The 19,069-nt window shown below is 72.6% G+C and carries 14 protein-coding genes and 2 pseudogenes; 11 read left to right on the top strand and 5 right to left on the bottom strand.

Annotated elements, in window-relative coordinates; genetic code table 11:
• The first annotated feature begins 180 nt into the window (after positions 1-180).
• From ACIBAE_RS06475 to ACIBAE_RS06460, 4 genes and pseudogenes are all read left to right on the top strand, one after another.
• Positions 181-552: a BlaI/MecI/CopY family transcriptional regulator gene (locus ACIBAE_RS06475; protein ID WP_399282715.1), complete on the top strand. Its 372-nt coding sequence runs from the start codon at positions 181-183 to the stop codon at positions 550-552.
• A complete protein-coding gene (locus ACIBAE_RS06470) occupies positions 549-1,478 on the top strand; it encodes a M48 family metalloprotease (RefSeq protein ID WP_399282714.1) in 930 nt (309 codons plus the stop codon). The genes ACIBAE_RS06475 and ACIBAE_RS06470 overlap by 4 nt, the downstream gene beginning before the upstream one ends.
• Before the next feature lie 106 nt (positions 1,479-1,584).
• Positions 1,585-2,850: an APC family permease gene (locus ACIBAE_RS06465; RefSeq protein ID WP_399282713.1), complete on the top strand. Its 1,266-nt coding sequence runs from the start codon at positions 1,585-1,587 to the stop codon at positions 2,848-2,850.
• A 49-nt stretch (positions 2,851-2,899) separates the two neighbouring features.
• A pseudogene (locus ACIBAE_RS06460) lies at positions 2,900-3,763 on the top strand (HAD-IC family P-type ATPase); the annotation flags it as partial.
• A gap of 109 nt (positions 3,764-3,872) precedes the next feature.
• Here ACIBAE_RS06460 and ACIBAE_RS06455 read toward each other — a convergent pair.
• The gene (locus ACIBAE_RS06455) at positions 3,873-5,111 is read right to left on the bottom strand and encodes a glycosyltransferase family 2 protein (RefSeq protein WP_399282712.1); all 1,239 of its coding nucleotides are present in this window, start codon (positions 5,109-5,111) and stop codon (positions 3,873-3,875) included.
• 309 nt (positions 5,112-5,420) lie between these two features.
• Here ACIBAE_RS06455 and ACIBAE_RS06450 point away from each other — a divergent pair, with 309 nt between their 5' ends.
• The 4 genes and pseudogenes from ACIBAE_RS06450 to ACIBAE_RS06435 all read left to right on the top strand — a co-directional run bounded on the left by ACIBAE_RS06450 (position 5,421) and on the right by ACIBAE_RS06435 (position 10,034).
• Positions 5,421-6,938 (top strand): hypothetical protein, encoded by a 1,518-nt coding sequence (locus ACIBAE_RS06450; RefSeq protein ID WP_399282711.1) that lies wholly within the window; start codon positions 5,421-5,423, stop codon positions 6,936-6,938.
• A 215-nt stretch (positions 6,939-7,153) separates the two neighbouring features.
• Positions 7,154-7,816, top strand: coding sequence for a DedA family protein (locus ACIBAE_RS06445; RefSeq protein ID WP_399282710.1), 663 nt, complete (start codon positions 7,154-7,156; stop codon positions 7,814-7,816).
• A gap of 102 nt (positions 7,817-7,918) precedes the next feature.
• Positions 7,919-9,016: a bile acid:sodium symporter family protein gene (locus ACIBAE_RS06440; RefSeq protein ID WP_399282709.1), complete on the top strand. Its 1,098-nt coding sequence runs from the start codon at positions 7,919-7,921 to the stop codon at positions 9,014-9,016.
• A gap of 212 nt (positions 9,017-9,228) precedes the next feature.
• A pseudogene (locus ACIBAE_RS06435) lies at positions 9,229-10,034 on the top strand (ABC transporter ATP-binding protein).
• Positions 10,035-10,072: 38 nt separating this feature from the next.
• On the opposite strand, the gene ACIBAE_RS06430 reads toward ACIBAE_RS06435, so the two are convergent.
• Entirely contained in the window at positions 10,073-10,621 is a 549-nt protein-coding gene (locus ACIBAE_RS06430) for a DUF1697 domain-containing protein (protein ID WP_399282708.1), read from the bottom strand.
• 83 nt (positions 10,622-10,704) lie between these two features.
• On the bottom strand, positions 10,705-11,937 hold the full coding sequence (locus ACIBAE_RS06425; protein ID WP_399282706.1) for a S8 family serine peptidase: 1,233 nt from the start codon (positions 11,935-11,937) through the stop codon (positions 10,705-10,707).
• A gap of 561 nt (positions 11,938-12,498) precedes the next feature.
• On the opposite strand from ACIBAE_RS06425, the gene ACIBAE_RS06420 reads away from it, so the two are divergent.
• A complete protein-coding gene (locus ACIBAE_RS06420; RefSeq protein WP_399282705.1) occupies positions 12,499-13,362 on the top strand; it encodes a phosphotransferase enzyme family protein in 864 nt (287 codons plus the stop codon).
• A gap of 4 nt (positions 13,363-13,366) precedes the next feature.
• On the opposite strand, the gene ACIBAE_RS06415 is transcribed toward ACIBAE_RS06420, so the two are convergent.
• Both ACIBAE_RS06415 and ACIBAE_RS06410 read right to left on the bottom strand, forming a co-directional pair.
• Positions 13,367-14,173 (bottom strand): exonuclease domain-containing protein, encoded by an 807-nt coding sequence (locus ACIBAE_RS06415; RefSeq protein ID WP_399282704.1) that lies wholly within the window; start codon positions 14,171-14,173, stop codon positions 13,367-13,369.
• A gap of 154 nt (positions 14,174-14,327) precedes the next feature.
• Positions 14,328-15,560, bottom strand: coding sequence for an SAV2148 family HEPN domain-containing protein (locus tag ACIBAE_RS06410; RefSeq protein ID WP_399282703.1), 1,233 nt, complete (start codon positions 15,558-15,560; stop codon positions 14,328-14,330).
• 443 nt (positions 15,561-16,003) lie between these two features.
• Between ACIBAE_RS06410 and glgX the strand changes: the two genes are divergently transcribed.
• Both glgX and ACIBAE_RS06400 read left to right on the top strand, forming a co-directional pair.
• Positions 16,004-18,124 carry a glycogen debranching protein GlgX gene (gene glgX, locus ACIBAE_RS06405; RefSeq protein WP_399282702.1) on the top strand — a complete coding sequence of 707 codons (2,121 nt, stop codon included), beginning with the start codon at positions 16,004-16,006 and terminating at the stop codon, positions 18,122-18,124.
• 145 nt (positions 18,125-18,269) lie between these two features.
• Positions 18,270-19,067: a GNAT family N-acetyltransferase gene (locus ACIBAE_RS06400; RefSeq protein ID WP_399282701.1), complete on the top strand. Its 798-nt coding sequence runs from the start codon at positions 18,270-18,272 to the stop codon at positions 19,065-19,067.
• The last annotated feature ends 2 nt before the right edge of the window (positions 19,068-19,069 follow it).

Here is a 19,069-nt window from a genome sequence, read left to right as displayed (position 1 = left end):
GCGCCGGGCGGGAGGAGCGGCACGGTAGGGCCGGTGGCGGCGGTGCGGCGGGCACGGGTGCGGGCACGGTCGGAGGCCCTCTCATAATGGGCGGACAGGGGAAGCCGGGGCACGCCCCGGCCGACTACAATCCAGTAGACGGTCTACTCAACTGTAGACGATCAGGGTGAGGAGCGTTCCATGGCGGACACCGGCGCCGAACGCCGGCCGGCGGGCGAACTGGAAGCCAGCGTCCTGGCGATACTCTGGGCGGCCGGAACACCCCAGACCCCGGGCCAGGTCCAGCGGGACCTCACCCTGCCCCTCGCCAGGACCACCGTGACCACGATCCTTTCCCGCCTGTACGAGAAGGGCACCGTCGGCCGGGAGCGCTCCGGCCGTGGCTACGCCTACTTCCCCACCCAGGACGCGCCGGGACTGACCGCCCGGCGCATGCACCACGAACTCGACCGGGACACCGATCGCGAAACGGTCCTGGCCCGCTTCGTCTCCCAGCTCAGCACCGAGGACGAACGGGTCCTCAAAGAGCTGCTCGAAGCGGGTGACGAGTGATCGTCCTGCTGATCGTTCCCCTGCTCGTCCCCTTCGCCGCACCGCTGCTCGCACACCGCGCCGTCGAGCGGTTCAACCCGGTCACCGCCCTGTGGGCGCTGACCGGGGCGGCGGTCGCGCTCGCGCTCAGCTCCCTGGTGTCGCTCGGCACACTCCTGCTCGCCGGGGCCCTGAAGGTGTCCGTCCTGGCGAGGCTCGGCGAGCTGATCCATCCGCTCGACGTGGCTCCCCGCTCCGTCCTCTACCCGGCGACCGCCCTCGCGACGGGCGCGCTGTCGGTCTGCGCGTGGACCCTCTCGCGCTGGGCCTCGCGGCAGCTCCGTCAGCTCCGCTCGGCCCGGCACGAGGTGGACGCCCGCCCCCTCGCCGGTGATCTGTGCGTACTGGACGCCGCACACGCCGACGCCTACGCCCTGCCGGGCAACCCGGACAGGATCGTGGTCACCACCGGCATGCTGCGCGCACTCGGGCCCGCCGAACGAGAAGTGCTCTTCGCCCACGAACGCGCGCACCTCGCGGGCCGGCACCACTACTTCCTCGCCGCCGCCGACCTGGCGGCCCACTGTCATCCGGGTCTGCGGCGGCTGCGCGGAGCGGTGGCCCTGACCGTGGAACGCGCCGCCGACGAGGCGGCGGCAGCTGCCACCGGCGACCGGCGGCTCACCGCCCGGGCCGTCGCCCGCGCGGCGCTCGCGAGCCGGGGCGCCTCCCCCGCGCGGCCCTTCTTCGCCCCGGCGGCCACCTCGGGACCGGTCCCGAAACGGGTCGAAGCCCTGCTGCGCGCCCCCGCGCGCGGCCGACTCGTCCCCGCACTGCTCGTGCTGCTGATCCTGTGCGCCACGGCGTCGGCGGCGGGAGCTCTGACCGGAGTGGTGAGCCTGCACCGAAGCGTCGAGATCGCCCAGGGCGAGAAGCCGGGGCACTGACCGGGACGAACGGGGGCCGGAGAGCCCCCGGAGAAGCGGTCCCGCCGTGGGGCCGGAGACACGACGGTCGCGACGGCTGTGAAGGCCGGGTACGAAGGAGCGAACGATGAAGGCGGCCCTCCCGGCCGGCACAGGGGTGCCGATGAAGAGGCGTCTGGGCGTATTCGACGCGGTGACGATCGGCCTGGGATCCATGATCGGGGCGGGCGTCTTCGCCGCTCTGGCGCCTGCCGCAGGCGCCTCCGGGTCCGGTCTGCCGCTCGCGCTGGCCGTCGCGGCCGTGGTGGCGTACTGCAACGCGACGTCCTCGGCACGGCTGGCGGCCCGCTATCCGGCCTCGGGCGGCACCTACGTCTACGGCCGGGAGCGGCTCGGCCCTTTCTGGGGTTATCTGGCCGGCTGGGGCTTCGTCATCGGCAAGACCGCGTCGTGCGCCGCCATGGCCCTCACGGTCGGTTCCTACGTCTGGCCGGGACAGGCGCACGCGGTGGCGGTCGCCGCCGTGGTGGTGCTGACAGCGGTGAACTACGGCGGCGTACAGAAGTCGGCGTGGCTCACCCGGTCGATCGTCGCCATCGTCCTGGCAGTGCTCGCCGCGGTGGCCACCGTCTGCCTGACCGCGAGCACGGCGGGGAGCGTGCGGCTGGACATCGGCGCCGACACCAGTGCCGAAGGTGTCCTGCGGGCTGCCGCCCTGCTGTTCTTCGCGTTCGCCGGATACGCCAGGATCGCCACGCTCGGCGAGGAGGTCCGTGACCCCGCGCGCACCATCCCGCGCGCCATCCCGCTCGCCCTGGGCATCACCCTGTTGGTGTACGCGGCTGTCGCCGTCGCGGTCCTGGCCGTACTCGGTCCCGGCCGGCTCGCCGACGCGTCGGCGCCGCTGGCCGAAGCCGTCCGTGCGGCCGGCGCCCCGGGCCTGGTGCCTGTGGTGAGGATCGGCGCCGCGGTGGCCGCTCTGGGTTCCCTGCTGGCGCTGATCCTGGGTGTTTCGCGCACCACCCTGGCGATGGCCCGCGACGGCCATCTGCCCCGCACCCTCGCCGCCGTCCACCCCCGCTTCCGGGTGCCGCACCGGGCCGAACTCGCTGTGGGCGCCGTGGTGGCGGTCCTCGCCGCGACCACGGACGTGCGAGCGGCGATCGGCTTCTCCTCGTTCGCCGTCCTGGCCTACTACGCGATAGCCAACGCGGCGGCCCTGACCCTCACGGCTGCCGAAAGGCGTCCACCACGCATCGTTCCCCTGGTCGGCCTGCTGGGCTGTGCGATCCTCGCCCTCGCCCTGCCCCTGACCTCCGTCATCTCGGGCGCGGCCGTACTGGCGGTCGGGGCCGCAGGCTACGGCCTGCGCGGAGCCGTCACACGCGCCTGACGGCGGATCGGCCGGACGCCCTACGCGCCCTCGGCGGCCGGTGTGTCGCGAACACTCCAGCGAACACCCGCTCGGGCGCGCCGTCGTGGACGCCGCCCGCAGCCGTGGCCTTCTCCTCGCCGACGCGGAGGACTTCGCCTCCTTCCCCGGCGCCGGTGTCCGCGCCGCCGTACGCGGGCGCGTCATCACGGTCGGCGCCCCGGCGCGGCTGCTCGACGGCTTGGGTGACGCGTCCGCGGAGTGGGCCCGGGAGATCGCGGCCGGGCTGGAGAACGAGGGCCGTACGGCAGTCCTGGTCCAGCGCGACGGTGTCCCGATCGGTGTGCTGGCCATCGCCGACCGGCTCCGCTCCGACGCCGCCGCCACCGTCGCCTCCCTGGCCGCCCTGACCGGGGCCGCGCCGGTACTGCTGACCGGCGACAACCCCCGGGCCGCCGGGCGCCTCGCCGACGAGGTCGGCATCACCGCCGTGCGGGCGGGACTGCTCCCCGAGGACAAGGTCACCGCCGTACGGGAGATGGAGAGTGCCGGACGCAAGGTGCTGGTCGTCGGCGACGGCGTCAACGACGCCCCCGCCCTGGCGGCGGCCCACACGGGCATCGCCCTCGGGCGCGCCGGCTCCGACCTCGCGCTGGAAACCGCCGACGCGGTCATCGTGCGCGACGAACTCGCCACCGTGCCCGCCGTGGTGTCGCTGTCCCGCGCGGCCCGCCGTCTGGTGGTGCAGAACCTCGTGATCGCCTCGGTGTTCATTTCCGGCCTGGTCGTCTGGGACCTGGCCGGGCACCTGCCGCTACCACTCGGTGTGCTGGGCCACGAGGGCTCGACCGTCATCGTCGGTCTCAACGGCCTGCGCCTGCTCCGCGACGCCGCCTGGCGCCGCGCGGCCACGCCGGGCGGACATCGTGCGTGAACAAGCGCGACGGGCCGGCGCGGTCCGTACGAGCTCGTCCTCCCGCGGGCCGCTGACACCCGGCCGGCGACACCGGGCACCGGCATCGGTCACCGGCATCGGGCACCGGTCAATGGCGCCGCGTCATGCGATACGCCCAGCGTGCCAAGGGCCTCACCCGCCTGGGCAACCGGGCCGCCACCCGACGGGCCAGCGGCTCGCCCCGGCGGTCGGCCGTCGGTGGCGCGATGCGCTCCGAGCCGGGCTTGCCCACCCAGTCGGGCACGGTCACCTCGTACACCGAGTCCTGGATGCCGGCGTGCCTGTTGCCGAAGTGCGGGAAGGCGAGATGCGGCTTTCTCGGGCGGCCCCGGTGGACCACCTCGGGTTTCCTCTCCGCCTTGATGAAGGCGAGCACGTCCGCCAGCAGGTCGAGCCGCCCCAGGGCGACGCACTCCAGCCGCAGCCGCTCGGCGACCTTGATGTGTCTGGCCACCCCCGGGGTCCAGTACCGCGCCATCAGGGGTGCGGCCAGTTGGACCTTGTGGCGCTGGACATGCCCCGGCTGTTTCGTCACCCCGTGGGCGAACTGCTGCATCAGTCCGACCGTGAACGGCCGGACCATCAGCCGGTCGCGCTTGGGGCCCGCCGGTGCCAGTTCGGCGATGAGCGCCATCAGGGCTCCGGTCGCCTCGAAGCGCGGCGCGTAACCGCCGGTCCTGGTCACGTGCTTGCCGTCCTCGCGGCCGACCAGGTAGTAGCACGTGTAGTCGGAGATGACCGAGACGCCGCCGCCGCGGACGTACGCCTCCATCGTGAAGAGCGCGTCCTCACCGGTCCTCAGCCCCTCGTCGAACCGCAGGCCCAGCCGGGCGATTAGTTCGCGCCGGAAGAGTTTCTGCGCGCTGAGCGTGTAGATGACCCGCGAGTCGTAGATGTCGACGCGATCGGCCGTGCGGGTCCACATCGAGCTCGGAGCGCCTCTGTTCACTCCTTCGACCTTGCCGAGCACCACGTCGGTGCCGACCCGGTCGGCCATGCCGACCATGCGCTCCAGCGCTTCCTCGCCGAGAAAGTCGTCGGCGTCCAGGAAGAAGGCGTAGCGCCCCCGGGCCACGCTCAGGCCCCTGTTACGGGGCCCACTGGGGCCGCCCGAGTTGGCCTGCCGTACCACGGTGGCCGGAACAGGCGTCCGGGCGGCGAATTCCTCCAGATAATCCCCCGTACCGTCGGTCGAGCCGTCGTCGATCGCGACGAGCTCGATGCGGTCGGCGCCCAGCGTCTGGTTCTCCACCGATTCGAGGCAGCGGACCAGATAAGGCATCGCGTCGTACGCGCCGACTATCACGCTCACATCAGGAACAGGCATGTCGCTCCCGGGAGTCCAGGTGAAGACTTCGGATGGCGGGCGTCTTGCCACGATCATCAGGTTAGGTGACACCCGGATCGCTCGCCCGTCGGAGTGAAATCCGCACCGCGAGGGCTGGTACGGCGCCGATTCCGGCGGCCGGAAGGGTCCGGCGACGGGAAGGGGTGGCGGCAGGGAGGGTCCGGCGACGGGAAGGTCCGGCGGCCGGGGAGAGTCCCGGCGACGGGGAAGGTCCGGCCGGGCCCCGGTGTTCGTCCGGGTGCCGTGCCCCGATGGCCGGGTGGGCGGTGCGCGTGCAGCGTGGGCCGTATGACACAGACGTCGGCCGTCAGCACCGGTCAGCGCGGGACCCGTCGCCGGACCGGCGGGGGCCGGCCGTTCACCCGTGACCTCGGATGGGCGGCGGCCGTGGCCGTGGCGTACACGGTCGTCCAGCTGGTGCTCGTCGTGCCCGGATCGGGGCTCGGCTGGGACGAGACGGTGTACGTCAGCCAGGTCCGCCCGGCCGCCGACAGCGCGTTCTTCAGCGCGCCGCGCGCCCGGGGCATCACCTTCCTGGTCGCACCGGTCACCGCGCTGACCTCGTCCGTCGTGGCACTCCGGGTCTGTCTGGCACTGCTGTCCGGCGCCGGGCTCTTCCTCGCGCTCCGGGTGTGGCGGGGCATCTTCCCCGGACGCGTGCTCGCTCTGGCCGGCGCGCTGTTCGCCGGGCTGTGGATCTCCGTGCTCTACGGTCCGCAGGTCATGCCCAACCTGTGGGTCGCCCTCGGGTCCCTCTTCACGGTCGGCTGCTTTCTGCGGGCCGTCCGGGACCGGTCCGACCACGCCGCCCTCGTGGGCGTCGGCGCGGGGCCGGCGTTCGTCGCGCTCATGCGGCCCTCCGACGCCTGCTGGCTCGCCCTGCCGCTCGTTGCCTGCGCGCTCCTCGTCCGCGAGTGGCGGCGTCCGGTCCTGCCGCTGGTGCTCGTCGCGGGGGTGGTGCTCGGCTGCGCGGAGTGGGTGGTCGAGGCGTATGTCAGCTACGGCGGCCTGTTCACGCGGCTGCACCGCGCGAGCGAGATCCAGGGGGACCTGGGCTGGCATCTCGCCTTCGGCGATCAGATGCGCGCGCTCGACGGGCGGCTGCTGTGCCGCCCGTGCGACGTGCCGTGGCGGCGGCCGGTCACCGCGCTGTGGTGGTTCGCCTTCCCGGTGCTCGCGGCCGGCGGCGTGCTGGCCGGGGCCCGGCTCCGGCGTACGGCCGTCGTCCTGGTGCCGACGCTGGCCGGCCTGTCGCTGGCCGTGCCGTACCTGCTGATGATCGGTTACGCGGCGCCGCGCTTCCTGCTCCCGACCTATGCGCTGCTCGCGTTTCCGGTGGCGCTGTGCCTGGCCAGGATCGGCAGGGCGGCGCGGCCGCGCCCCCTGGCCATGGGCGCACTCGCGGCGGTGCTGGCCGCGCACCTGGGGGTCCAGTACACCGTCCTCGACGGCGCGGCCTCGCGTGGGCGGGCCAACCAGGTGCTGTTCGGCCGGGTGGCGGCCGAGCTGGCCCGCCAGGGGATCCGACCGCCCTGCGTGGTCAGCGGGGCGGAGGCCGTCCGGATCGCCTTCCGGGCCGGCTGCGCGTCGCGTCAGACCGGCGGCCACGACGCCGCGATCACCCCGGCGGGGATCGCGGCCGTCGCCCGTGGCCGGCCGGTGGCCGTCGTGGTGGCGGGAAAGGGCGGGCCACCGGCGTACGCCCGCGGCTGGCGCGTCCGGCGTCTCCCGGACCTTCCCGGCCCGCACGACTGCCGCGCCTATCTGTCGCCGTCCGCGCGGCCCTTGCCGGAGCGGCCCCGCTAGCGCGCCCCCCCCCGGCCGCGCGACCGACCCGGGCGCCCGTCGGCAAAAGCAGTACAGCGGGAGGCGCGGCGCGCATCGCCACGGCGGGTCCGGGCGGTCCGCTGCCGGAGCGCCGCAGACCGGCTTCGTCTACAGTGCAGTAGACTGTCTACCGCACTGTAGACATCCGAATCGTCGCGCAGGCCCCCCTTCGACCATCACGGGAGCGAGCCCCTATGGCCCTGTCCGCGCTCACGGCGACGCCCCAGGCCGTGAACCTTCTCGACGCGGGATCACTCCTCTCCGCCTTCGGCGCCCTCGGCATCGCCGTCGTCCTCTTCGCCGAGACCGGCCTGCTGGTCGGGTTCTTCCTGCCCGGTGACTCCCTGCTCTTCACCGCCGGCCTGCTGTCCGTCCCGGGCATGCACGGTGCGGCCCACCTCTCCCTCCCCCAGGTCCTCGTCGCCTCGGCCGTCGGAGCCCTGCTGGGCTCGCAGACCGGTTACTGGATCGGGCGGCGCGGCGGCCGGGCACTACTGGCCCGGAGCCGTTCCCGGAAGCTTCAGGAGGGGGCGGCCCGCGCCGAGGAACTCCTCGACCGGTACGGGCACGCCAAGGCCATCGTGCTGGCCCGCTTCGTACCCGTCGTGCGTACCGTGCTCAATCCGCTGGCCGGCGCCCTGAACGTGCCCGCCCGTCTCTTCACCCTCTGGCAGGTGATCGGCGGGGTGGGCTGGACCGTCGGTCTCGTCCTCGCCGGATACGCCCTGGGCTCCTCGGTCCCCAACGTCGACCGCTACCTGCTGCCGATCGTGGCGCTGGTGGTCGTCGTCTCGCTCATCCCGCTGGCCCTGGAGGTGCTGCGCTCCCGCCGCGCCTCCGCCCGGGGTTCACGCTGATGGGCTTCCGTACGCCCTGCCCGCCCGCCTTCCCGCTGATACGCCGCGCGCACCGCCACCCTCCTCCGTGCACGCGCCGAGAACCGGACGGGAACGCCCCCCTTGCACCAACCCCTCGTCCCCCGTGCGCTCGGCTTCGCCCAGCGCACCCTCACCTGGTCAATGATGGCCGCCTATGCCGCGGCCCTGCTGCTCCCCGGCCCCGGGCTGCGGCTGCGCCACCTCGCCCTGGGCGCGCCCGGTACCCCGACGACGCGGATCACGCTCCCCTCACTGCTGCTGGCACTCGTCCTGTTCAGCGCGGCCCTGCACGTCCCGCTCCGCGCGCTGCCCGCGCTCGCGCGACGGCCCCTGCCGCTCCTCATCGGCACAGCGGTGAACGCCGCGGTCCCGCTGATATCGCTGCCCGCACTCGCACTCGTCCTCCATTTCTCGCCCGACGCCGACGGCGGCAGCGGACTCCTCACCGGCATGGCGCTCGTCGGCGCCATGCCGGTCGCGGGCGGAGCCAGCGTCTGGGGGAGCCGGGCCGGCGGTAATCACAGCCTCGTCGTCGGCATCATCCTGACCTCGACGCTGCTCAGTCCGCTCACGATTCCGCTGACCCTGTCCACCGCGTCCATGCTGGCCCACGGCCACTACGCGCGGGACCTGGGAGGCATGGCCCACGCGGGCGGCGGCGCCTTCGCGGCGGCGGGCGTACTGGCCCCCTGCCTGGCCGGGCTGCTGGTCCAGCGGCTGGTGCCCGACCGCCTGCTCGCGCGCGCTCTGCCGTCATGGAAACTGGGCGCCCTCGCGGGCACCCTCATGCTGACCTACGGCAACGCCTGCGGCGCGCTGACCGGCCAACTCCACCACCCACAGCCCGCGTTCGTCGCCGCGTCCATCGCTGTGGCGGCCGGCACCTGCGTCGCCTCCTTCGCCGTGGGCTGGGCCCTCGCACGCGGTCTGCGCAGCGATCCCCCCGACACGGTCTCCATCACGCTCGCCTCCGGCATGAACAACAGCAGCGCGAGCGCCGTCTTCGCGGCGGCGCACCTGCCCGCCTACCCCCAGGTCCTGATGCCCGTGCTCGCCTACAGCCTCCTGCAGAAGCTGGGAGCCGGGGCGACGGACGCCCTCCTGCACCGGCGGCGGGAACGACGGCCCGCTCCCGGCGGCGCGGCCGAGCGCCCTGAAGGCGCGGCCGCGCGAGGATAGGATCCGGCGGCCCGGCCCGCACATCACCGCCGCCGGCTCACTGGAGCGGGCACACTCCCCGACCGGGATCGCCTCGGTGCGCCACCGCTTCCAGCCCGCGCGCGGCCCGCCACACGGCCCGGCGTTCCCGCCGTGACCACCACCGGCTGATGGCGCGCCCCGTACCGCTCGCCGCTCCCGGGCCCGCGATCCCCCCGAAGGAGCACACGCACATGACCATCGTGGTGCGCGTGGACGACATCGACGTCGTCCGCGACGGGAAACCGCTGCTGGACTCGGTCTCGCTGACCGTACGGAGCGGAGAGCACTGGGCCCTGCTCGGTGCCAACGGCGCCGGGAAGTCGACCATGCTGGGCATGGTGGGGGCGGTGACGCACCGAGCCGCGGCACCGTCGAGATTCTGGGCGAGCGGCTGGGCCGGGTCGATCTGCGGGAGCTGCGGACGCTGCTCGGCCACGTCAATCCCCGCCATCCGCTGCGCTCGCCGCTGCGGGTCGGCGATGTCGTGCTGACCGGACTGACGAACTCCACGAGCCCGTGCCGCGTCGGGCGCCGCGCCCGGAGGAGCGCGAGCGGGCCGAGTGGCTGCTGGCGATGCTGGGGATGGAGGGCAAGGCCGGGAACCGCCGGCCGACACTGTCGCAGGGCGAGCGGGGCCGTACGCTCATCGCCCGCGCCCTGATGCCGAGTCCCCGGCTGCTGCTGCTCGACGAACCGGCCACCGGTCTCGACCTCGCCGCCCGCGAACAGCTGCTCAGCAGTCTGGACACCCTGCGGCTCGAACATCCCGAGCTGGCGACGGTGCTGGTCACCCACCATCTGGAGGAGCTGCCCGCCTCCACCACGCATGCGATGCTGCTGCGCGCGGGACGGTGCACCGGGGGCGGGGCCCGCCGATGAGGTGCTCACCACGGCGCGGGTCAGCGCGTGCTTCGACCATCCGGTACGGATCTCCCGTACGGACGGCCGCTGGACGGCGCGGGCGGAGCGGGTCGGTCCGGTGGCCCCTCCGGTCTGATCACCGTGCCCCGGTCGCGGGACCGCCGGCCGCCTCGGTCAGCCACCGGTCAGCTCGACGAGCTTGACGACGGTGTTCCAGTTGCGGCTGGTGGCGACGGTGCCCCGGAAGAGCGCGGGTCTGGCCAGCGCTTCGGCGAGCTTGGACCTGCCGAGGCCGTGGGGAGCGTAGAGATACAGCGCCCGGTCGCCGAGCCGGAATTCCTCGGGGAGATACGCGGCGGGGTCGAGCGCGGCCAGCCGTTCGGGTCCCACCGGCCGGGAGAAGTAGGTGACATGCAGCTGTTTGGCCTCCAGGGCGGCGGCCGGGAAAGGGCAGTCGTCGGCGATGGCCCGCAGATAGGCGGCGTCGCGCACGAGCACGTCGACGGTGAAGCCGAAGCGCTCCTCGATGGCGTGGCGTACTCCTTCCGCCAGCGCGTCCTCGTCGGTCGCCGCGCTGGTGAAGACGGCGTTGCCGCTCTGCAGATACGTGACGACGTCGCCGTGGCCGAGCCCGGAGAGCAGTTCCCGCAGACCGGCCATCGGGATCCGCTTGTGGCCGCTCACATTGATTCCGCGCAGGAGCGCCGCGTACGTGGTGGTCATCCGCACACGATAGGGCGGCCGCCGCGCCCCGTGGGGCAGGGCGCGGCGGCCGCCGGTCGCCGTGAGCGGCCCGGAGCGCGGTGCTACTCGACGATCTTGAGCAGCCTGTTCGCCGTGCCCGCGGTCGCGTTGGTGATGACGTCGGGAGTGGCGCCGCCGGTCAGGGCCGTGGCGACCTCGGCCGGTGTGGCGTCCGGATGGGCGGCGAGGTAGAGGGCGGCGGCGCCCACGACGTGGGGCGTCGCCATCGAGGTGCCGGAGATGGTGTTGGTGGCGGTGTCGCTGTCGTTCCAGTCCGACGTGATGTTGGAGCCGGGGGCGTAGAGGTCCACGAGCGAGCCGTAGTTGGAGAAGTACGACTGCTGGTCGTCGACGGTGGAGGAGGCGACGGTGAGGGCCTCCTCGACGCGGGCGGGGGAGCTGAGACGCGCGTCGCTGGTCTCGTTGCCGGCCGCGACGGCGAAGGTGACGCCGGAGGCGATGGCGTTGCGTACGGCCGCGTCCAGCGCTTCGTCGGCGCCGCCGCCGAGGCTCATGTTGGCGACGGACGGACCCTGGTGGTTCGCGGTGACCCAGTCGATCCCGGCGACGACCTGCTCGGTGGTGCCGTAGCCGGTGTCGTCGAGGACCCGGACGGAGACGATGTTCGCCTTCTTGGCGACGCCGTGCGCGGCGCCCGCTATGGTCCCGGCGACGTGCGTGCCGTGTCCGTAGCCGTCGTCGGCGGAGTCGTCGTTGTCGACGGCGTCGTAGCCGTAGGCGGCGCGGCCTTCGAAGTCCTCGTGGGTGATGCGGACTCCGGTGTCGATGACGTACGCCGTCACCCCCTCGCCGGCACCCGCCGGGTAGGTGTAGGTGTTGTCGCCGGTGGTGGCCGTCTGGTCGATCCGGTCGAGGCCCCAGGACGGCGGGCTGTCCTGGGTGTCCTGGACGGTGAACGTCCTGTTCCGGACGACCTTGGCGACGGCCGGGTCGGCCGCGAGGCGCTTGGCCTCCGTATCGGTGAGTCCACTGGCGGAGAAGCCGTCGATGGCCGAGCTGTAGTTCCGGTTGAGCCGGCCTCCGTACTCCTCGGCCAGCTCCTTCTTGGCCGCCTTCGTAGCGGGGGCCGTTCCGGCCCGGGCGCCGGCCGCCCGGTCCAGTATCACGATGTAGCTGCCGGCCACGGTGCCCGGGGCGTCGGCTCCGTACACCACGCCCTGGGCCGGGGCCGCGCCCGCTGTGGGGGAAGTGAGCGCGGTGATCGCGGCCGCGGTGGCCGCGGCGGTGAGGGCGGCGGTGAGTTTGCTCCTGCTCGCACGCTGGTGAGGTGCCATGAAGAGGGGTCTCCTCGTCATCATCTGTGGGGGGATCGCCCGTCGGACGGAAGGTCTCCGGCGGACTGGCTCGAAACCCTCGCTGATTGACGCGCTCAGATCAAGTGCCTCCTCCGCTTGTCACGCGCCCGGCGGCTCTCCGTGCGAGGAAACCGGCCAGTGGGCCATAAGTCGGGCCTGTCCGTCAACGCGCCCCGACCGTAAGGGGCTTCGGTCCGGCTTGCGGGGGATGCACCCGCTCCGCGCGGCGGTGGGCGGCACCCGGCGGCCTCCGCCCCACCCGTCGGAGGGTGGGGCGATACGGCTTGTTCAAGCCCCCCTTGTTCCAGCCCCCCTCGTTCCAGCCCCCTCGTTCCAGCCCCCGGCAGCGCCGCCTCGAAGAGACCGGCCGCGCGGGTCGATAAGGTCATGGCCCGCGCCCTGGAGGGGGACGAGACGTCCCGCCCACCGTGATATCGGCCGGGCCTCGGTCGGCCGAGGGGGCCGCGCGGATGCGAGACTTTCCCGGATGACCGACCGGACGCGGACGTGCCGGAAGTACCGGAAGTAAGTGAGCGAGCGATGGACGAGGCGCGGGCGCGGAAGATTCTGGCCGCGGCGGGGCTGGGGCACGGGGCGGAACTGCTCGCCCTGGGTGAGAACGCGGTGTTCGCGACGGACGGGCTGGTCGTCAAGATCGGCCGGGACGCGACGGCGCACCCGGAACTGCTGGAGCGCGCGCGGCGCGAGGTCTCTCTCGCGTCCTGGCTGGCGGAGTGCGGCATTCCGGCCGTACGGGCTGCGGAGCCCGGGGCACGGTCGGTCGACGGCCATCCGGTGACCCTGTGGCACCGGCTGCCGGATGCCACCCGCCCCGCCGGGCCCGGCGATCTCGCCTCGCTGCTACGGCTGGTCCACGCGCTTCCCACGCCCTCCTTCGCACTGCCCCGCCGGGAACTGCTCGACGGGGTGGAGCGCTGGCTGCGGATCGCGGGTGACGCGATCGACCCGGCCGACGCCGACTATCTGCGCGAGCGCCGGGACGGCTTCGCCGAGGCCGCGGCCGGGCTCACCCCGCATCTGCCGCCCGGCCCGATCCACGGAGACGCGCTGCCCCGGAATGTCCATGTCGGCCCGGACGGGCCGGTCCTGGTCGACCTGGAGACCTTCTCCTCGGACTTCCGCGAACACGACCTGGTGGTCATGGCCCTGTCCCGGGACCGGTACGGGCTGGCCGCCGAGGCGTACGACACCTTCACCGCCGCCTACGGCTGGGATGTCCGCGGCTGGGACGGCTGCGCGGTCCTGCGCGGCGCCCGGGAAACGGCCAGCTGTGCCTGGGTGGCCCAGCACGCTCCCACCAACCCCACGGCGCTGGTCGAGTTCCGGCGCCGGGTGGCCTCGTTGCGCGAGGACGACCCCGAGGTCCGCTGGTATCCGTTCTGACGGATCAGGCGGGACGGGACGCGGACGGACGGGACACGGGCGGACGGGACGCGGACGGACAGCCGGCTCCCGCCTCGCGGCCCGCCCCCGCCTCGCGGCCCGCTTGGTGCGGGACGAAGGGCCAGGCGGGCTCGATGTACGCCGAGGGGTTCGACGTACGCCGCAGGTAGCTCTGCAGGGAGGCGGACTGCGCCGCCGCCGCGCGCACTTGCAGGGCCTGCAGGTCCGCCGGCGGCAGCGAGCCTATGGAGCGGTGCCGCTCGCCCATGCGCCGCGCCACACGGACGGCGGCCACCGCGTCGGCCGCCGCGTCGTGCGCGGCGTCCAGCGGCACTCCGTAATGGGCACAGAGCGCCTGCAGCGTGCGCTTCCCCTTGCGGTACTGGTCCGCATGCTTGTCCAGCACCAGTGGATCGATGACCGGTGACGGCGTGGCGCCCAGCCGGACGGCGAGCGGGTCGATGCCGTACCGCCGGCACTCGCGGTCCAGCAGGGACAGGTCGTACCGCGCGTTCATGACCACCAGCGGCGTGCCCGACCGCAGCACCTGGGCGACGGCCTCGGTGATCTCCTCGATGGCGGGAGCGGCCGGCGTCCCGTGCGCGCGGGCCCGGTCCGTGGAGATGCCGTGGATGGCCGCTGCCTCTTCGGGGATCGGCACCCCCGGGTCGAGCAGCCAGGTGCGCTCCTCGGCGGGACGTCCGTCCGGCCCCAGCCTGACGAGCGCGGCGGTGACGACGCGGTCACGCTCGATGTCGGTGCCCGTCGTCTCCAGATCGAATCCGACCAGCGGCTCTCCGTGCCAATCCATCGTGGCCCTCCCTCATGGTGCGGTGGTGCTTCCCCCGTTGGACATTCACCCTGCCACGCGCCACTGACAACGCCGTGGGACAGCCCTCCGGAACGACCCGGAACGACCGGCCCCGGAGCCCCTCGGAAGACCCGCCACGAGCCCCACGGACTTGTCAGGAGACCGGCCGGGAATCCGTCCAGACCGACTCGAACTCCTCGCGGTAGGTCTGGAAGAGGCCGTGTTCCGTGTCCTGCCCCGAGCGGACCACCTCGCGCCCGCCGCCCCGCAGCACGAAGACCGGCGCCTCCATGCCGCGCGCCCGGCGCAGATAGGACTGGACGACGGCGAGACCGTCCGGGCCGTCGCCGTCGACGAGGTACGCGGTGAAGCGCGGCGTCTCGTCGAAGACGTGGATCTCGAAGGCGCCCGGGTCACGGAGCCGGGAGCGCACCCGCCGCATGTGGAGGATGTTCATCTCGACGGAGCGGCTCAGCTCGTTCTTCTTGAGTCCCAGCTCGCGCTCACGGCGCTTGACCGCGCTGCTGGCCGGGTTGAGGAAGACCAGGCGTATCCGGCAGCCCGATTCGGCGAGCCGGATCAGCCGCCGGCCCGAGAAGTTCTGGACGAGCAGGTTCAGACCGATGCCGATCGCGTCGACACGCCGGGCACCCCCGAAGAGATCCTCGGCGGGGATCTGGCGCTGGAGCCGGACCCGGTCGGGGTGGACGGAGACCACGTCCGCGTACCGGTCGCCGACCAGGTCCTCCACGGCGTCGACCCTCAGGCGCGCCGACGACGGCACGCCGCTGCCGCCGCCCAGGATCTCCAGCAGCCGGGACGAGGCACGCTCCGCCTGGGCGAGGACCGCCTCGTTGAGCGCGCGGTTGCGCGAGACGACGTTCCGCGCGACCTCCAGCTCGTCGAGCGCCAGCTCCACGTCACGGCGGTCGTCGAAGTAGGGCTGGAAGCAGGGCCAGTGCTGGACCATCAGCTCCCGGAGCTGCGGGAGGGTGAGGAAGCTCAGGACGTTGTCGTCCGCCGGATCGAGGAGGTAGCCCTTGCGGCGCGAGACCTCCCGTACGGCCACGGCGCGCTGCACCCACTCCTGCCCCGCCGGACCGGCCGCGGCGACCACCCACTCCTCGCCGTGCACGGGGTCGTAGATGGGCCGCAGGACCGCGGCGACGACCGCGCGCAGCCGCTGCTCCACCAGATTGAGCCAGATGTAGGCCCGCCCGGCCCGTTGCGCGCGGGTACGGACCTCGCTCCAGGCGTCCGTGCCCCAGTCCAGTTCCGCCCCGATCTCCATCGGCCGCGCGAGGGAGACCGCTCCGGGCGGGATGTCGCCGGTCTCCCCCTCGTGACCCGGGTCACCGGGGGGTAGCTCCAGCCCTCCCGAACTCACCCGCGCACCACCTTCCCGCCCCCGTCAACGATCAAGGAAGGGTACTCCGCCGACCGGAGGAGGTGCAGCCGGATGGACAGGCTCCTTTCTCAACTCCCTTGTTCAAGGGGGACGTTCCCGGGTGGCGATTCGGGCCGAGTGAGCTGATTCATAGTGATTACGCCCGGTCCGCCACAGGACAGGCAGCCGGGCCGGGACTCCCGGGCCGGATGCCTGTTCCCGGCGACCGCACGGAACGCGAAGTTGACCCCGGACCGGCGCACGGACCGGCCCACGGATCGGGCTGGGACCCGGGTCTCCGCACCGGCCCGATGGCCGCCCGGCCACGCATCCGGCGAGAACCGGCAAGAACCCACCGGGTTCCTAGGTGGAGACCCTTCTTTCGGGGAAGATCTGGCTCAAGAGCCCCGCAGCACCCGGATCAGAAATGGAAGAGTCAATCTATGCAGGTCTGGCCGGGACAGACATATCCCCTCGGTGCCACGTACGACGGCGCCGGCACCAACTTCGCGGTCTACTCAGAGGCCGCCAACCGGATCGAGTTGTGCCTGCTGCACGACGACGGTTCAGAAACGGCGGTGGAGCTGCGCGAGAGCGACGCCTTCGTACGACATGCCTATCTGCCGGGCATCATGCCTGGTCAGCGCTATGGCTTCCGGGTCCACGGGCCGTATGAACCGGAGCGGGGGCACCGCTGCAACTCGGCGAAACTGCTCCTCGATCCGTACGCGCGTGCGATCAGCGGGTCCATCGAGTGGGGCGAGTCGGTGTACGGCTACCACTTCGGCAGGCCGGACTCGCGCAACGACATGGACTCGGCGCCGAACACGATGTCCTCGGTCGTCGTCAACCCGTACTTCGACTGGGGCGACGACCGGCTGCCCAGGACGGAGTACCACCGCACCGTGCTCTACGAGGCCCATGTGAAGGGCCTGACGATGCTCCATCCGGAGCTGCCCGAGGAACTGCGCGGCACCTACGCCGGACTCGCCCATCCGGCGGTCATCGAACACCTGACGGAACTGGGCGTCACCGCACTGGAACTGATGCCGGTGCACCAGTTCGTCAACGACCACCGGCTGGTGGACTCCGGTCTCGCCAACTACTGGGGTTACAACACCATCGGCTTCTTCGCCCCGCACAACACCTACGCGTCCTGGGGCGACCGGGGCGAGCAGGTCCTGGAATTCAAGCAGGCCGTCCGGGCACTGCACCGGGCGGGGATCGAGGTCATCCTCGACGTCGTCTACAACCACACGGCGGAGGGCAACCACCTCGGCCCGACGCTCTCCTTCCGGGGCCTCGACAACGCGCAGTACTACCGGCTCAGCGAGAACGCCCGCTTCTACACGGACACCACGGGGACCGGGAACTCGCTGCTGATGCGCAGCCCGCACGTGCTCCAGCTGATCATGGACTCGCTGCGGTACTGGGTGACCGAGATGCATGTCGACGGCTTCCGCTTCGACCTCGCGGCGACGCTGGCCCGCCAGTTCCACGAGGTGGACCGGCTGTCGTCGTTCTTCGATCTGGTGCAGCAGGACCCGGTGGTCAGCCAGGTGAAGCTGATCGCCGAGCCCTGGGACGTGGGCGAGGGCGGCTACCAGGTCGGGAACTTCCCGCCGCTGTGGACCGAGTGGAACGGGAAGTACCGCGACACCGTACGGGACCTGTGGCGCGGCGAGCCCAGGACCCTGGCGGAGTTCGCGTCCCGGCTCACCGGCTCGTCCGATCTCTACCAGGACGACGGGCGCCGGCCGCTGGCCTCCATCAACTTCACCACCTGCCACGACGGCTTCACCCTGCACGACCTGGTCTCGTACAACGACAAGCACAACGAGGCCAACGGCGAGGGCAACCGGGACGGTGAGAGCCACAACCGGTCGTGGAACTGCGGGGCGGAGGGCGACACCGACGATCCGGAGATCGTGGAGCTGCGCAACCGTCAGATGCGCAACTTCATCGCGACGCTGATGCTGTCGCAGGGCGTGCCGATGCTCAGCCACGGCGACGAGTTCGCGCGCACGCAGAGCGGCAACAACAACGCGTACTGCCAGGACAACGAGGTCTCCTGGGTCCGCTGGCCCGAGCCGGGCGCCGAGACCGACGGCAGCATGCTGGCCTTCACCCAGGCCATGGTGTGGCTGCGCCGGGACCACCCGGTGTTCCGCCGCCGCCGCTTCTTCCACGGGCGGCCGGTGGAGGGGACGCACGACGACCTGTCGGACATCTCGTGGTTCACGCCGGAGGGCTCGGCGATGACCCAGGAGGACTGGCAGGCGGCGCACGCCAAGGCCATGACCGTCTTCCTGAACGGCGGGGCCATCTCGGAGCCGGGGCCGCGCGGTGAACGGATCTCGGACGACTCCTTCCTGCTGATGTTCAACGCGAGCGCCGAGGAGCTGGAATTCGTGGTGCCGGTGAACCACGGCCTGCAATGGCAGATCATGGTGGACACGGCCCGGCCGGAGGGGGTGCCCCGGGGGCAGGGGGAGAAGATCGACGGGGGTGAGCGGATCACGATGATCGGCCGGAGCATGACGGTCCTGATGCGGCCGGCGTAAGTCCGACCGGCGAAGCCGGACGGCACGGACGGGCGGCACGGCGGGCAACGCGGCACCAAGGCGAGCAGCGTGGCGACACGGCGGGCGGCACGGCGGCACGGGAAATCCGATTGCCGTGCCGCCCGTCCGGTGGTGCGGTAGCCGCATGGATCACGATGCGGTGCTGACCACGTTCGACCAGGAGATGCGGCGGGATGCGGGGAGCGACGGCCCGGGAGTGCGGGTCGAGCGGGCCGGCGGGGTGGTCCGGCAGGTGGGCTCCGAGCACGGCTGGAACGGCGTGCTCTGGTCGGACCTGGACGAGGACACGGCGCCGGAGGCGATCGCCGCCCAGGTCGAGCACTTCACCTCACTCGGGCGCACGTTCGAGTGGAAGCTCTACGCCCACGACCGGCCGCCCCGCCTCGCGGAGCTGCTGGCCTCGGCCGGTTTCGTCGCGGAACCCGCGGAAGCCCTGATGGTCGCGGAGGTCCAGGACCTGACCCCCGAGGTGGTGCTGCCCGCAGGGGTACGTCTGCTCCCGGTGACCGACGCGGCCGGGGTGGCCCTCCTGGCGGATGTCCACGAGCAGGCGTTCGACACGGACGGCGGACGGCTCAGGGAGCGGCTGCTGCTCCAGCTCGCCGAGACCCCCGACACGGTTTCCGCGGTGGTCGCCCTCGCGGGTGACGTGCCGGTGAGCGCGGCGCGGATGGAACTGCCGCCGGGCAAGCGGTTCGCCGGCCTGTGGGGCGGCGGCACGGTCGAAGCCTGGCGCGGGAAGGGCATCTACCGCGCCCTGATCGCCCACCGGGCCGGGATCGCCGCCGCGCGCGGCTACCCGTATCTCCAGGTGGACGCGTCCGACGACAGCCGGCCGATCCTCCAGCGCCTCGGATTCGCCCGCCTGAGCACGACCACGCCGTACGTGTACGAGCCGAAGGCGCGGCGGACAGGACCGTAGCC

Origin of the sequence: Streptomyces sp. NPDC051569 (assembly GCF_044454085.1) — a bacterium.
Classification (GTDB): Bacteria; Actinomycetota; Actinomycetes; order Streptomycetales; family Streptomycetaceae; genus Streptomyces.
The sequence above is the reverse complement of the archived record's forward strand: the minus strand, read 5'-3'. Positions and strand labels throughout refer to the sequence as shown.

What these genes read in the sequence shown, in the direction of transcription:
- ACIBAE_RS06475 (WP_399282715.1), top strand. Translation starts at nt 181, where the DNA reads ATGGCGGACACCGGCGCCGAACGCCGGCCGGCGGGCGAACTGGAAGCC.
- ACIBAE_RS06465 (WP_399282713.1), top strand. Translation starts at nt 1,585, where the DNA reads ATGAAGGCGGCCCTCCCGGCCGGCACAGGGGTGCCGATGAAGAGGCGT.
- ACIBAE_RS06455 (WP_399282712.1), bottom strand. Translation starts at nt 5,111, where the DNA reads ATGCCTGTTCCTGATGTGAGCGTGATAGTCGGCGCGTACGACGCGATG.
- ACIBAE_RS06450 (WP_399282711.1), top strand. Translation starts at nt 5,421, where the DNA reads ATGACACAGACGTCGGCCGTCAGCACCGGTCAGCGCGGGACCCGTCGC.
- ACIBAE_RS06445 (WP_399282710.1), top strand. Translation starts at nt 7,154, where the DNA reads ATGGCCCTGTCCGCGCTCACGGCGACGCCCCAGGCCGTGAACCTTCTC.
- ACIBAE_RS06430 (WP_399282708.1), bottom strand. Translation starts at nt 10,621, where the DNA reads ATGACCACCACGTACGCGGCGCTCCTGCGCGGAATCAATGTGAGCGGC.
- ACIBAE_RS06425 (WP_399282706.1), bottom strand. Translation starts at nt 11,937, where the DNA reads ATGGCACCTCACCAGCGTGCGAGCAGGAGCAAACTCACCGCCGCCCTC.
- ACIBAE_RS06420 (WP_399282705.1), top strand. Translation starts at nt 12,499, where the DNA reads ATGGACGAGGCGCGGGCGCGGAAGATTCTGGCCGCGGCGGGGCTGGGG.
- ACIBAE_RS06415 (WP_399282704.1), bottom strand. Translation starts at nt 14,173, where the DNA reads ATGGATTGGCACGGAGAGCCGCTGGTCGGATTCGATCTGGAGACGACG.
- glgX (WP_399282702.1), top strand. Translation starts at nt 16,004, where the DNA reads ATGCAGGTCTGGCCGGGACAGACATATCCCCTCGGTGCCACGTACGAC.
- ACIBAE_RS06400 (WP_399282701.1), top strand. Translation starts at nt 18,270, where the DNA reads ATGGATCACGATGCGGTGCTGACCACGTTCGACCAGGAGATGCGGCGG.